The 14,147-nt window shown below is 47.3% G+C and carries 11 protein-coding genes, 3 tRNA genes and 1 riboswitch (1 of these 15 only partly in view); of the genes, 12 read left to right on the forward strand and 2 right to left on the reverse strand.

Annotation, left to right across the window (positions count from 1 at the left end):
- The 6 genes from JNUCC21_RS04455 to thiC form a co-directional block, all read left to right on the forward strand.
- Positions 1 to 49: transfer RNA gene (locus JNUCC21_RS04455), tRNA-Cys, on the forward strand (it extends 22 nt beyond the left edge of the window).
- A gap of 7 nt (positions 50 to 56) precedes the next feature.
- Positions 57 to 145: transfer RNA gene (locus tag JNUCC21_RS04460), tRNA-Leu, on the forward strand.
- 245 nt (positions 146 to 390) lie between these two features.
- Positions 391 to 472 (forward strand) — tRNA-Leu (locus JNUCC21_RS04465).
- 147 nt (positions 473 to 619) lie between these two features.
- Positions 620 to 2,191, forward strand: a complete 1,572-nt coding sequence (locus JNUCC21_RS04470; RefSeq protein ID WP_369878596.1) for a Na+/H+ antiporter NhaC family protein — start codon at positions 620 to 622, stop codon at positions 2,189 to 2,191.
- 85 nt (positions 2,192 to 2,276) lie between these two features.
- Positions 2,277 to 2,975: a peptidase E gene (locus JNUCC21_RS04475; protein ID WP_041482004.1), complete on the forward strand. Its 699-nt coding sequence runs from the start codon at positions 2,277 to 2,279 to the stop codon at positions 2,973 to 2,975.
- Between the two features lie 49 nt (positions 2,976 to 3,024).
- Positions 3,025 to 3,135: riboswitch (TPP riboswitch) on the forward strand.
- Positions 3,136 to 3,257: 122 nt separating this feature from the next.
- On the forward strand, positions 3,258 to 5,030 hold the full coding sequence (gene thiC, locus JNUCC21_RS04480) for a phosphomethylpyrimidine synthase ThiC (RefSeq protein ID WP_216062157.1): 1,773 nt from the start codon (positions 3,258 to 3,260) through the stop codon (positions 5,028 to 5,030).
- 40 nt (positions 5,031 to 5,070) lie between these two features.
- Here thiC and JNUCC21_RS04485 read toward each other — a convergent pair whose 3' ends face one another.
- The gene (locus tag JNUCC21_RS04485; protein ID WP_063095841.1) at positions 5,071 to 6,426 is read right to left on the reverse strand and encodes an FAD-binding oxidoreductase; all 1,356 of its coding nucleotides are present in this window, start codon (positions 6,424 to 6,426) and stop codon (positions 5,071 to 5,073) included.
- Positions 6,427 to 6,684: 258 nt separating this feature from the next.
- Between JNUCC21_RS04485 and JNUCC21_RS04490 the strand changes: the two genes are divergently transcribed.
- The 6 genes from JNUCC21_RS04490 (at position 6,685) to JNUCC21_RS04515 (ending at position 12,472) form a co-directional block, all read left to right on the forward strand.
- The gene (locus tag JNUCC21_RS04490) at positions 6,685 to 6,864 is read left to right on the forward strand and encodes an FbpB family small basic protein (protein WP_003155431.1); all 180 of its coding nucleotides are present in this window, start codon (positions 6,685 to 6,687) and stop codon (positions 6,862 to 6,864) included.
- 2 nt (positions 6,865 to 6,866) lie between these two features.
- The gene (locus JNUCC21_RS04495) at positions 6,867 to 8,588 is read left to right on the forward strand and encodes an ABC transporter substrate-binding protein (RefSeq protein WP_150941083.1); all 1,722 of its coding nucleotides are present in this window, start codon (positions 6,867 to 6,869) and stop codon (positions 8,586 to 8,588) included.
- A 68-nt stretch (positions 8,589 to 8,656) separates the two neighbouring features.
- Positions 8,657 to 9,613: an ABC transporter permease gene (locus JNUCC21_RS04500; protein WP_369878598.1), complete on the forward strand. Its 957-nt coding sequence runs from the start codon at positions 8,657 to 8,659 to the stop codon at positions 9,611 to 9,613.
- A gap of 12 nt (positions 9,614 to 9,625) precedes the next feature.
- On the forward strand, positions 9,626 to 10,531 hold the full coding sequence (gene opp4C, locus JNUCC21_RS04505) for an oligopeptide ABC transporter permease (protein ID WP_025284456.1): 906 nt from the start codon (positions 9,626 to 9,628) through the stop codon (positions 10,529 to 10,531).
- Complete coding sequence (locus tag JNUCC21_RS04510) at positions 10,528 to 11,514, forward strand: ABC transporter ATP-binding protein (protein ID WP_327975945.1); 987 nt, start codon at positions 10,528 to 10,530, stop codon at positions 11,512 to 11,514. Before opp4C ends, JNUCC21_RS04510 begins: the two co-directional genes overlap by 4 nt.
- Positions 11,507 to 12,472, forward strand: coding sequence for an ABC transporter ATP-binding protein (locus tag JNUCC21_RS04515; RefSeq protein WP_025284458.1), 966 nt, complete (start codon positions 11,507 to 11,509; stop codon positions 12,470 to 12,472). Before JNUCC21_RS04510 ends, JNUCC21_RS04515 begins: the two co-directional genes overlap by 8 nt.
- A gap of 71 nt (positions 12,473 to 12,543) precedes the next feature.
- Here the strand turns inward: JNUCC21_RS04515 and katA are convergent, their stop codons facing one another.
- The gene (gene katA, locus JNUCC21_RS04520; RefSeq protein WP_003155420.1) at positions 12,544 to 13,989 is read right to left on the reverse strand and encodes a catalase KatA; all 1,446 of its coding nucleotides are present in this window, start codon (positions 13,987 to 13,989) and stop codon (positions 12,544 to 12,546) included.
- Between the last annotated feature and the right edge of the window lie 158 nt (positions 13,990 to 14,147).

Consider the following 14,147-nt stretch of genomic DNA (forward strand, 5'->3'; position numbering starts at 1 on the left):
GCAGAGGTCTGCAAAACCTTTATCCCCGGTTCGAATCCGGGTGTCGCCTTTCTATTGCCGGGGTGGTGGAATTGGCAGACACACAGGACTTAAAATCCTGCGGTAGGTGACTACCGTGCCGGTTCAAGTCCGGCCCTCGGCACCAATTTAACTTTGAACGAACTATGTTAAATTGGTCATCAGTTTTCACATTATAAAACATATATGAGAGTGATTTGCATATTGCAGATCACTTTTTTTATATAATAAAAACGTAATGACTATCAATATAAGTTTCTTGCTTGTATCGTATATACTGCATTACCATTTAAAAAACTTTGCTAAAACCGTTGACGTTTTATGAAATACATGTTATATTTATATACGTCGGTTGAACACGACGCATTACATGCCGGTGTGGCGGAATTGGCAGACGCGCACGACTCAAAATCGTGTTCCTTCTGGAGTGCCGGTTCGACCCCGGCCACCGGTATAAAAAGGCTTCTACAATATGTAGAAGCCTTTTTTGTTGTGTGAAAATATCCTCCAAGGCTTGTGAAAACATGATACGCGAGCAGATTGTATAAATCCGCTTTTTTCAAAGATACTAACAAGAAGTTCTTTGAAAGAGGTGTTTTTTATGGAAGGGACTTGGGCTTGTCTTATCCCATTTATTCTGGTCATTCCCATTTCAATCATTACAAAGCAAGTGCAGTCCGGCCTGTTTGTCGGTTTGCTGGTCGGAAGCTATCTTTTGCATCCCAGCTTTCTTGGCGGGATTGAGCATATGGTTCAATATGTAATCAGCAACATTGTCGTCACCAATAATATTAGAATCATTGTGTTTCTATATTCATTTGCCGGCCTTGTAGGGATTATAAAGCTGACCGGCGGGATAAAAGGATTCGTCCATTTGATCAGTAAAAAAGTTAAAACCAAAAAAGGTGCGATGCTGCTTGCATGGCTGTCGACATTTGGCACGTTCAGTGAACCGGACTTTCGCATCGTCACAATTGCACCGATCATGAAAGCTTTAAGCAAGCGTCTGGACCTGTCGAAACAGAAAATTGCGTATGCCATTGAGTTTACGGCAAACCCTGTCATTGCCTTGATTCCGATAGCAACGGCATTTGTCGGCTACATGGTTTCCATTATCGGACAGGCCCTTAAAACGTCAGGAATAGATCAGCCGGCTTACACGGTGTATGTGAAAAGTATTCCCTTCAATTTTTTCTCCATTGTGATTATAGTAGTCGGAATTTATTACTGCTTTTTTAAGAAACAAAAAGCGGACGAAAGCTTAGAAAAAACAGAAAAGAGCGGACAAACTACTGCTCGCAAACATAACAAAAATACGGAACCGATTCCGCGGAACAGGGGTGTGTTGCTTTCAAAAGGATCAGGTTCATTCAACATGGAAACAGGGACGATCTCAGATATTCACGGTGAACATACGGGAATGTTCAAAAGTGATGAGCATGCTGACCAGCAGGAGGAGCTGGATTCGGCGCACCGTGCTTATATTAAGGAAACACCGATTCGGCCGTGGAATTTAATCATTCCGATCGGGCTGTTTTTGCTATTAACACTCTTTCTCAGTTGGTGGGACGGCCATTCAAAAGCACAAGGGTTTTTGAATGCTTTTATCAAAAGCGATATGCTTGGCGTCATGTTAACCGCATTATTGGCAGCGGTTATTGCAGCATTTGCTCTTTTTATGTTTCAGCGTTTTCATGCAGGCGAGCTTGTTACCCATTTTATTAAGGGCGGAAACGAATTGGTCAACGTTATTATTATGTTATCGCTGATTTGGGCCGTAACAGCAGTATCTGAAGACCTGGGATTCTCGAAATATGTTACTTCTCATTTAACGTCATGGATCCCCCAAATGTTTATTGCGCCGTCTCTTTTTATACTGGGGGCTGTTATATCCTATTTTATCGGGTCATCCTGGGGGACTTGGGGGCTTTTAATGCCGCTCGGCGTAACGCTGGCGGTTCAGTCACATACCAGCTTATTATTAGCGATCGGGGCCGTGTTTGCGAGCGGAACATTTGGAGCGTTTGCTTCTCCTCTCAGTGATAATACGGTGACAACCTGTACGGTGTTGGGGATCGATGTTGTGAAGTATGCCCGTTCGAAGCTTGTTCCAGCGCTTATCGCCGCGGGGATCTCCGTTGTGTTATACGGTGCGTTTTCATTTTTCAGATAACAAATACTTTTTAAAGGCGGTATCCGAAATTGGGATAACGCCTTTTTATGAGCTGTTATACTAGAGGAAAAAAGAGGTGATGACATTGAAGCAGATTATTGCAATGGGCGGCGGGGGCTTTTCCATGGAGCCGGATCATCTTGTGCTGGATCAGTATATTTTAGAGCAGTCGGCGCGGTCAGAGCCGAAAATTTGTTTTTTGCCGACGGCAAGCGGAGATTCGGAGAATTATATCGGCAGGTTTTATCAGGCCTTTCAAAAGCTGCGGTGTGAGCCGGATCACTTGTCGCTGTTTAAACCGCCGGGTTCTGATCTCAGATCCTTTCTCATGAAGAAAGATATTATATATGTCGGCGGCGGAAATACGCGCAATATGCTTGTCTTATGGAAAGAGTGGGGGATTGACCTTATTCTTCGTGAGGCTTGGGAAAACGGCATCATGTTGGCGGGTCTCAGCGCCGGGGCGATTTGCTGGTATGAAGAAGGATTGACGGATTCGGCTGGAGATTTGAGAGAGTTAAGAGCTTTAGGATTTTTGCCGGGAAGCTTTTGTCCGCACTATGACGGAGAAGCGGAGCGCCGGCCGGTGTATCACCGTCTGATTTCAGAAATGAAACTCAGGGAGGGTTATGCCGCTGATGACGGCGCTGCGCTTCATTATAAAGACGGTCAGCTGTTCCGGGCTGTCTCTTCCCGGGAAACCGCAAAGGGTTATCGGGTTTTTAATACCGAAAAAGGCGTTCGGGAAACAGAGCTTATGACCGTACCGTTATCTGAATTTTGATAATATGCTTTTTTTTGTACACAACTTATGTTACGATGAGAGCGAAATCAATAGTTACTGGGGGTGCCCGTCTGAGCGGGCTGAGAGAGAAGCGGCGGCTTCTTAACCCTTTGGACCTGATCTGGTTCGTACCAGCGTGGGGAAGTAAACGTTTTATTATTGTTGATGAAAACAATAATAGTTTCTTTCTGACTGCAAAAACCGGGTTCTTCTTTGAACCCGGTTTTTTTGTGCTGGTGCTGAGCTTGGTTCTGTTATTCAAATGATAAAGGAGAGATTTGTATGCAAAATCAATCAGTACAGCAAGCGAACATTTCCATTATGTCGAGTTTTTCCGGCAGTAAAAAGGTTTATACAGAAGGTTCTTCGCCCGATATACGAGTGCCGATGCGGGAAATCAGCCTGAGTGCGACTACAGGGGCATTCGGGGAAGAGGAGAATGCGCCGGTCCGTGTTTATGATACGAGCGGGCCGTATACAGACCCGGATGTACAGATTGATATTCATGAAGGGCTGGGGGCGCTCCGCACAAAGTGGATTACCGGGCGCGGAGATGTAGAAGAATATAACGGCCGGACCGTGAGACCTGAAGACAACGGCTATAAAAAAGAGGGCCGTGCCGCCGAATACCCCGGCCTACAGCGGAAACCGCTTCGGGCCAAGCCGGGGAAAAATGTAACACAATTGCATTATGCGAGAAAAGGCATCATTACGCCGGAAATGGAGTTTATCGCAATACGTGAGCATGTGTCTCCCGAATTTGTCAGGGAAGAGGTGGCGAGCGGACGGGCGATTATTCCTTCTAACGTCAACCACCCGGAAAGCGAGCCGATGATTATCGGCCGGAATTTTCATGTGAAAATTAATGCCAATATCGGCAACTCGGCTGTTACATCTTCTATCGAAGAAGAAGTCGAAAAAATGACGTGGGCGATTCGCTGGGGCGCCGATACGATGATGGACTTATCCACGGGAAAAGACATTCATACGACGCGTGAATGGATTATCCGCAACTGCCCCGTGCCTGTGGGGACGGTGCCAATTTATCAGGCGCTTGAAAAAGTAAATGGCATTGCCGAGGATTTAACGTGGGACATTTATCGTGACACATTGATTGAGCAGGCGGAGCAGGGCGTGGATTATTTCACCATCCATGCCGGCGTACTGCTTCGTTACGTCCCGTTAACGGCTAAACGCACGACGGGAATCGTATCCCGCGGCGGGGCGATTATGGCGCAATGGTGCCTGGCTCATCACCAGGAAAGCTTTCTGTACACGCATTTTGAAGAAATTTGTGAAATCATGAAGACCTATGATATCGCTTTTTCTCTTGGTGACGGGCTTCGCCCCGGTTCGATTGCGGATGCCAATGATGAAGCGCAGTTTGCGGAATTGGAGACTCTCGGAGAATTGACGGAGATTGCGTGGAAGCACGATGTGCAAGTGATGATCGAAGGACCGGGTCATGTGCCGATGCATAAAATTAAGGAAAACATGGACAAGCAGCTGGAAATTTGTAAAGAGGCGCCTTTTTACACGCTCGGGCCATTAACGACGGATATCGCTCCGGGTTATGACCACATTACTTCAGCAATCGGCGCGGCGATGATCGGCTGGTACGGGACGGCGATGCTTTGCTATGTCACGCCGAAGGAGCATTTGGGGCTGCCGAATCGTGATGATGTAAGAGAAGGCGTCATTACGTACAAAATCGCGGCACATGCCGCAGACCTTGCTAAAGGGCATCCGGGTGCACAGATCCGTGACGATGCTCTGTCTAAGGCGCGGTTTGAATTCCGGTGGCGTGATCAATTTCATTTGTCGCTTGATCCTGAAAGAGCAATGGAATATCATGATGAAACGCTGCCGGCTGAAGGCGCAAAAACGGCTCACTTCTGTTCGATGTGCGGCCCGAAGTTCTGCAGCATGAGAATTTCTCAGGATATTCGTGATTATGCGAAGGAAAACGGACTTACTGAAGACGAGGCCGTCAACGAAGGGCTGAAAGAAAAAGCAAAAGAGTTTGCAGAGAAGGGAAGCCGCTTATATCAATAAAAGAAAAGATGAAGATGGAGTTTGCCCATCTTCATCTTTTTTAGAAAAACGGTGAACGGCGAAGCGGCGGAATGCTCTGTTCAAAGCGGAATATATTTTCCGGATCGTATTTCGTTTTGACTTGACGGAGGCGGTGAACATTTTCTCCGTAATACGTTTGCAGCCAGTTTCTGATTTCTCTATCAGGCCAATTCACGTAATCTCCCATCGTTTCTCTTGATAGGGACGTTCTCAGTCCTTCGATCCAGCGGACATTTTGTCTTTCTTCTTCAGCAGATGTCCAAGTTGTAATATATTCTTGGGCAATGATTGCGTTGCGATAGTAGAATGCCGTTTGGTCAGGAGCGATCCGTCCGGCCGCCCCGCCGAGAGATTGCTGCCACACACTGGCGTTTTCGTTCGGAGCGTGCTCTAAATAGCGCTTTAAAGTGGAAATCGCGCGTGTTGATAATGGTTTTTCAATAAAGGATCCTGACCGCTTCATCTTTTGCGGCTGATTGCCTCCCGGGCTGTTAAAAAAGGCTGCCGCTTTAATAAATGGCACTGTCTTGACCATGCCGCTTGCCGGTTTTCCCGCTTTCATTAACGGAGCCAGCAGTTCTTTCAGCTCATCTTTTGTCCCGGTAAATTGACCGAGCGCTTCTATGCGGTTTACTTCCTTAGGCCAAAACTGAATTGATGAGGTAAGCCGGTTGTCTGTAAATGGAGCCCAGCGCTGCCATGTGTTAAATACTTCCTCAAAATCATCCCAGCCCCAAGTGACAGAAAAAACAGACACGCACGAGATCGGTACGGCTTTAAACATCATGGATGTGACAATACCGAAGTTGCCTCCCCCTCCTCCCTGAGACGCCCAAAATAGATCAGAGTGCTTTGAACGGTTGACTGTGATCAAGTCAGCACCCGCTTTTTCGTCCGCTATGATCATCTCGAGCTGGAGGAGACGATCGCAAGTAAATCCGGCAGTCCTTGTTAAATATCCGATTCCTCCCCCGAGCGTCAGCCCCGTGATTCCCACATTCGCAATGGTTCCCGCAGGAAGAGTCAAGCCGTACCGCCAGAGTGTCCGGTAGACTTCCCCCAATTCGGCTCCCGCTTCAATCGAGACCAGCCGCTTATCCTCATTTACTCTTATTTTCTTCATTTCACTGAGATCAATGACTAGTCCGTCATTTAACAGGGAAAAATTTTCGTAGCTGTGTCTTCCGCCTCTGATACGGAAAGGCACATTGTTCTCACGCGCCCATCTCACCGCATTGAGGGCGTCATGTTTGTTTTGACAAAACACAATGATGTCTGGATATCTTTGCAGGCTTAAATTGATATTGGTTCTCGCAGCATTATAGTCCGGGTCATCTTTTTTGACGATGCGGCCGGTCAATGTTGTCTTTTCCACATTCTCACTCACTTTCACTTGTACTCTGCTATGTTTTCTAGCATATGCGGAAAAATGAGAGAGTGTATGAGGAAAACCCCCGGAAGGAAACGATATTTTAAATTGTAGTTGACAGGTAGGGATTGTATGAATTAACATAATCATTACATATTTCCAAACGATGGCTGATCGGATCACCGAAGGCTCTTATCTTTTAAACAGATAAGGGCCTTTTTTGCGTGAAAGTCATGAATGAAATGAAAAGCGGAGGGATGAAAAGTGGCGTTAAAAAAGGTATCACATGTGCGCAAAAAGAGCAAAAAACGAAAAAAGTACAGAAAACACACATTGAATTTCGAACTGCTTGTAGAGAAAAACAAACGGGAGATTATGAGAAATGAGGAACAGATGGAGCAGATTTATATAAAGATAGATGAAAAGCATGCGGGGGTTCGATAAAGATGAAGGATAGAAAATGGAGGATAAAAACAACGGTACTCGCGCTGTCGGTATCCATCATGTTATCAGGGTGCGCGTTCGGGAGTGCCGGAGAAGAACCGTCATCTGCGGCGGATAAAAAGGAAGAAACACGTATTGCCCATGTCAAGACAAAGGAATTTAAAGCTTCTCATCCGGCGGCGATTCCCGCTAAATCGAAAGCCAGAACTGACACTTTTGTTGCTGGGATTTCCGCGCCGGGCGGTGTGTTTCTGCCGTACTTTTACGAAAACGGCTGGGACGGAAATGCGACAGATCCTATTTTTGAACCGTTAGTCAAACTGGATAAAACGGGGAAGCCTGCCCCGGCTCTTGCGGAAAGCTGGAAAATTTCCAAAGATCAGCTTACATACACGTTCCGTTTAAGAAAAAATCTCGTTTTCAGCGACGGTTCACCGCTGACCGCAAAGGATGCCGCATTCACTTTAACACTGCTGCATGATCCTGCATACGCGGGCTATGAAGATATCACCACGGCTTATATTAAAGGCGGTAAGGCTTACAAAGAAGGAAAGGCAAAGACGATAGAGGGCATTCTCGTCCTTGATGACAGAACCATTCAAATCACGACTGAGAAAGTCAGTGCGAAGTCGCTGCTTCTTTTAGGCGGGCAGGTGCTGTCAGAAGCCTACTACGGGAAGAAATATCAATTCGGCAAACTGGATTATTTAAAAGAGCTTTATGCCAAACCGCTCGGAGCGGGACCTTATCAATTTACAGAATATCTTCCGGGACAGGAAATACGCTATCAGGCTAATGAACACTATTATGCCGGAAAACCGAAAACGGAAAAGCTCATTTATAAAATTATCGATCCGTCAACTTCCCTTCAGCTGTTTGAAACGGGTGACCTTGATTACGCTTCTTTCTCACCTGATGATGATACGGTTCAGCATTTAAAAAGTCTCGGTTTTGCTAATATAAGCGTATCTGTCGTGAATGATTACGGGCTTGTGTACGTCAATCACAAGCGTCCGCCTTTTCGAGATAAGAAAGTGTCCCAAGCGCTTATTTACGGGCTTGACCGTCAAAAAATCGTCGATGTCCGCTTTAAACGCTACGGAGAAGTCGCGAATGTGCCGGTGTCTCCGGTTTCGTGGGCTTATGATGACAAAGATGTCAATCGGTACGCGTTTAACCCTGAAAAAGCCAAAAAGCTTCTCGATGAAGAGGGCTGGAAAACGGGCAAAGACGGTGTACGTGAAAAAAACGGCAAAAAGCTTGAAATAAGCTATTACACGTCTAAAGCGGATGATGATTTCATCCCGATCGCGAAAGAAAATTACGCGGACATCGGAATCTCATTAAAACCGGAAGTGATGGATTTTAATACAGAAGTAGCGAAAATAAATGACAAACAATATGACCTTGCCGCCGTTTCCACCTCGCAGATTCTTGATCCGAATGACACGGTGGAAAAGCTGGCTTCCGGCCATCCCAATAATGTAACGGGATATTCCAATCCGAAAGCGGACCGGCTGATAGAGAAAGGAGCCGGCACGCTTGATATCAGCAAAAGAAAAGAGATTTATCACCAGCTGTACCGGGAGCTCGGGGAAAACCCGCCTTACATTCTGATTCATTACCGTCAGAGCGCAAGGGCGGTCAGCGGAAAAATAAAAGGGCTTGAGCCTGACAATTATTCTGGAATCAGTTCAAGTCTCTCAAATGTCTCAATTCAATAGAACGGTTGGGCAAAATACCCGGTGCATCCCGGGGATTTTGCCCTTTCAGCGGAAAGGAGGGGCTTTTTGTGAAACGGTATGCCGCAGAACGATTCATTCAAATGCTTGTGATCTTATTTGGTACGTCCTTTATTATTTTTTTCTTATTCGCCATGCTGCCGGGCGACTATATTGATTCCAATGTAAACCTGACTCCTGAAAGAGCGCAGGAGTTAAAAGCGCTTTACGGGCTGGATCAGCCGATTTGGAAGCGCTATGTGACATGGCTCGGAAATGTGCTCAGCGGAGATTTTGGGTTTTCTTTGAAATATCAGGAGAACGTCCTGTCACTGCTTCGGGAATATGTCTGGAATTCGTTTTTTGTCGCGTTTTTGGCGTTGCTTGTCACATGGTCAGCCGCAATGATAACGGGTGTCATATCCGCTGTCAGGAAATACTCATGCTTTGACGGGATCGTGACGTTTCTTGTTTTTGCTTCCATGGCGTTCCCGTCTTTTTTTATCAGCCTTCTGTTTATTAAGTGGTTTGGGGTGGATTTGAAAATATTGCCCGTCGGCGGGATGATTGATACCGGAAGCACGAGTACAGGTTTTTCGTACGTGCTTGAAGCCGCCAGACATATGATTCTTCCGGTCGTGATTTTATCTATGCTCGGCATCGGCTCGCTGACAAGGTATTTCCGCTCCGGCATGCTGGACGTGATCAGACAGGATTATATCAGAACGGCGAGAGCGAAGGGATTGAAAGAGCGCACCGTCATCTGGAAACATGCGTTGAAAAACGCGCTCATTCCGGCCATCACCCTGCTTGCTTTTGAACTGCCGGGACTGTTTTCCGGAGCCATCATTATTGAACAGATTTTCGGGTGGCCGGGTGTCGGACGTATTCAGCTGGAATCTGTGCATTATCGTGATTATCCGGTTTTGATGGCGTTTACCTTGTTTTTGTCTTGTTTAACGATTGTGGGGAACTTCTTGGCGGATATCGCTTATGCCGCGGTTGATCCGCGGGTCAGGCTGAAATAGGGGGTGTTCGGAATGAAAAAACAAAAAGGGGTGCCGCCTTCTCTTTGGAAGCAGACGTACCGCCGCCTGCTGCAGCATAAGCTGACGGTCATCAGTCTTCTTTTCTTATGTTTTATGTTTTTATTGTGCTTTATCGGGCCGTCTTTTTCTCCGTACATAACAGATCGGACGGATATTTCAAATGCCAATCAGCAGCCGGGAATCCATCATTGGCTGGGAACTGACCAGTACGGGAGAGATGTGCTGACGAGGCTGATGCTGGCGGGGCAGATTTCTCTGACCGTGGGGCTTGCTTCAATGGTGCTGTCGCTTGTCATCGGTTCTTTACTCGGGGCTGCGGCCGGATTTTATCGGGGAGCCGCTGATATGATCATTATGCGCATTGCTGATATGCTCATGTCCATCCCGGGACTGCCGCTGCTTTTGATTTTGGCTGCGGTGATGTCGGAGTGGAAAGTGCCTTCTGAACACAGAATGTACCTGATTATGATGATGTTAAGCTTGATCGGATGGCCCGGTCTGGCGCGGCTTGTACGCGGACAGATTTTGTCGCTGAAGGAGCAGCCGTTTATGATGGCCGCGGAAGTTTTGGGGCTTAGTGATAAACGGAAAATCCTCTATCATTTGCTTCCCAATACATTGCCGTTATTACTGGTAGCGGCGACTTTGCATGTGGCGGGAGCGATGCTGAGTGAATCGGCGCTGAGTTTTCTCGGGCTTGGCGTTGCTCCGCCGACACCTTCTTGGGGAAACATGATGGAAGCTGCGAATCATTTTATGGATTTTACACTCCGTCCGTGGCTGTGGATTCCGCCGGGAACGGCCATTTTTCTGACCGTTGTGGCGATTCATCTGCTTGGAGACGGTTTAAGAGACGCTTTTGATCCTAAGGTAAAACGGCAGGTGAAAATGAAATGAAAAAACCGCTTTTAGAAGTGATGCATTTGGAAACGGCTTTTTATACAGAGGAGGGGGCGGTAAAGGCCGTGGACGATGTCAGCTTTACGATACATGAGGAGGAAACGGTTTGTATTGTAGGGGAGTCCGGCTGCGGGAAAAGCATGGCGTCATTGTCCATTATGCAGCTTATTCCCGAGACGGGGAGAATCGAACGGGGAGCGGTGCATTTTTCCGGACGGAACCTGTTGGAATTGAAACCAAAAGACATGCAGAAAATCCGCGGCAGCGAAATCGGGATGATATTTCAGGAACCGATGACATCTTTGAATCCGGTGTTTACAATCGGTGAGCAGCTGGCCGAACCGATTCGCGAACATTTATTGCTGAGTAAGAAAGAAGCATGGCGGAGGGCCGTTGAACTGATCACGTTAGTGGGGATCCCGCATGCCGAGCAGGTTATGCACCAATATCCTCATGAGCTGAGCGGCGGCATGCTGCAGCGCATCATGACGGCTGTCGCGCTAAGCTGCGAACCGAAATTGATCATTGCCGACGAGCCGACGACAGCGCTTGACGTAACCATTCAGGCGCAGATATTGGATTTATTGCGGGATATGAAAAAGCAATTTCGCACGTCTATTTTATTCATTACTCATGACCTTGGCGTGGTTGCTGAAATGGCTGATTATGTGATTGTCATGTATGCGGGAAAAATTGTGGAGGAAGGACCGGTTGCAAAGCTGTTTTCTGATCCGAAGCATCCGTATACGAAAGGGCTGCTCGCGGCCAAGCCGGTTATCGGTCAAAGAAGGGAGATGCTGTACACCATTCCGGGGCAGGTCCCCGAGCTTGCGGACCTGTCGGGATCGTCTTGTTATTTTGCGGAGCGATGTGAACACAGCACGGAAATATGCCGGAAATCGAGCCCGCATTTTACTGAATTCGGGAAGGGGCATCAGTCGGCGTGCTGGCTTTACAGAGAGGAGAAAGCAGATGAGTGATGTGTTGCTGGAGGTCAAGGGGCTGAAAAAATATTACGAGGAGCATGGGGGGATGAGAAAGACCCGCAAAAATCCCGTAAAAGCGGTTGACGGTGTCAGTTTTACGATAGAAAAGGGAGAAGTGTTCGGCTTAGCGGGAGAATCGGGCAGCGGAAAGTCATCAATCGGCAAGACCATTTTGAGGCTTCATGAAAAAACAGCGGGAGAGGTGTTTTTTCAGGGGCGTGATGTGTTTCGGATGAGCCGGCGCGAGCTCAAAACTTTCAGATCAGAAGCGCAGCTCATCTTTCAAGATCCGTTCAGTTCTTTAAATCCCCGGCGCCGGATCGGAGAAGCCATTGGTGAAGCGATGATCGAGCATCAATTGGCGGTAAAACGGAACGCGCGTGATAAAGCGGCGGAAGTTCTTGAAGCCTGCGGCCTTTCCGCAAACTTTATCGACCGTTATCCGCATGAATTTTCCGGAGGGCAGCGGCAGCGGATCGTGATTGCAAGAGCGATGGCGCTCAAGCCGCAATTTATCATTATGGATGAACCCGTGGCGGCGTTAGATGTCTCCATCCAGGCGCAGATGATCAATTTGTTCAGCAGCCTTCAAAAACAGCACGGGCTGTCATATTTGTTCATTTCTCATGATTTAAGCGTGGTGGAGCACTTATGTACGAAGGTCGCCATTATGTATTTAGGGACGATTGTGGAATACGCGTCAAAGGAGGAGCTCTTTTCACGGCCGCTTCACCCTTATACGAAAGCGCTGTTATCAGCCGTGCCTGTTCCTGATCCCGGAGCGAAAAGGGAGCGGATAATTTTAAAGGGTGATATACCGAGCCCCTCTGATCCGCCTTCAGGCTGTAAATTCCGAACGAGATGCCCGGCAGCCAAGAAGATATGTGCTGAGAAAAGTCCGGCGCTGTCAGAAAAAGGGCTTCATCATTTTGCGGCATGCCACTTCGTATAATTGAGAAAAAAACGGTTTTATTGATAATAAACAGGAAAAACCTGCCGGGCAGACCGGCAGGTTTTTTGATGTTATTTTGGTGATGGCAGTCCGAGTCCTTCGGCAACGCGTCTGCCGTATTCAGGATCAGCTTTGTAGAAGTGGCCGATCTGGCGCAGCTTAATTTCTTCTTTTTCCACAGGTTTCATCGCACTGACGATATTGGCGACAAGGCGCGCGCGCTCTTCTTCGCTCATCAGGCGGTACAGGTCGCCGGCTTGTGTGTAATGATCATGATGATTATAGCTTACACTGTCAGCGAAACCTGATACAGGATATGCCGCCTGTTTATCTTCAGGTGACTCTTTCGGGCCGCCGAAGCTGTTAGGCTCGTAATAGACAGAGCGGCCGCCGTTATCATCAAAACGCATTTGTCCGTCACGCTGATAGTTTTTCACTTCATTGCGGGAACGGTTGATCGGCAGCGCCTGATGGTTCGCGCCGACACGGTAGCGATGCGCGTCATGGTATGCGAACAACCGGCCTTGAAGCATTTTGTCAGGTGAGACGTCGACGCCGGGGACTAATGTGCCGGGAGAGAACGTCGCCTGTTCTACTTCCGCAAAGTAATTTTCCGGATTGCGGTTCAGAACCATGCGGCCGACTTCAATGAGCGGATAGTCTTTTTGAGACCATACTTTTGTGACGTCAAACGGATCAAAGCGATATGTGTTTGCGTCTTCTAACGGCATGATTTGAACATATAATTTCCATGCGGGGAAATCGCCGTTTTCAATCGCATTGAACAAATCTTCCGTATGGTAATCGGGATTTTCGCCCGCGATTTTTGCGGCTGTATTAACATCAAGGTTTTTCACGCCTTGCTCTGTTTTAAAGTGATATTTGATCCAGACGCCTTCGCCTTTATCATTTGTCCATTTAAATGTATGGCTTCCGAATCCGTGCATATGGCGAAGAGTCGCCGGAATGCCCCGGTCTGACATCAGAATGGTGACCTGGTGCAGGGATTCCGGTGACAGAGACCAGAAATCCCAAACGGCCGTCGGGTTTTTCAGATGTGTTCTCGGATCTCTTTTTTGTGTATGGATAAAGTCAGGGAACTTGATGGCATCGCGGATGAAGAACACGGGTGTATTGTTTCCGACGATGTCGTAGTTTCCTTCTTCTGTATAAAACTTAACGGCAAATCCGCGCGGGTCGCGCACTGTGTCACTAGAGCCCAGTTCGCCCGCAACGGTTGAGAAACGGATGAAGAGCGGCGTGCGTTTACCGACTTCTGACAGAAATGCGGCTTTCGTATATTTTGTAACGTCATTTGTGACTTCAAAATAACCGTGTGCGCCCGCGCCTTTTGCGTGAACGACACGCTCGGGAACGCGTTCTCTGTTAAAGTGCGCCAATTTCTCAAGCAGATGGACGTCTTGTATTAAAGCAGGACCGCGATCGCCGGCCGTCATTGAGTTTTGGTTATCTCCGACAGGAGCGCCCCAGCTGGTTGTCAATTTATTTGAACTCATGTGATCACCTCTTTAGATTTATAAAAACATAATATCACCTATCATTAAAAAGTCAATATTATTTTATAATGATTATAAAATAATTATTTGTATTATCGAAAAAGGGTTTGGATTTGAAAGCATACTTGACTGACGGGAATAATGGGTTTAAGATGAGA

It is taken from the genome of Bacillus sp. JNUCC-21, from assembly GCF_041222765.1.
In the GTDB taxonomy this organism is placed as follows: domain Bacteria; phylum Bacillota; class Bacilli; order Bacillales; family Bacillaceae; genus Bacillus; species Bacillus velezensis.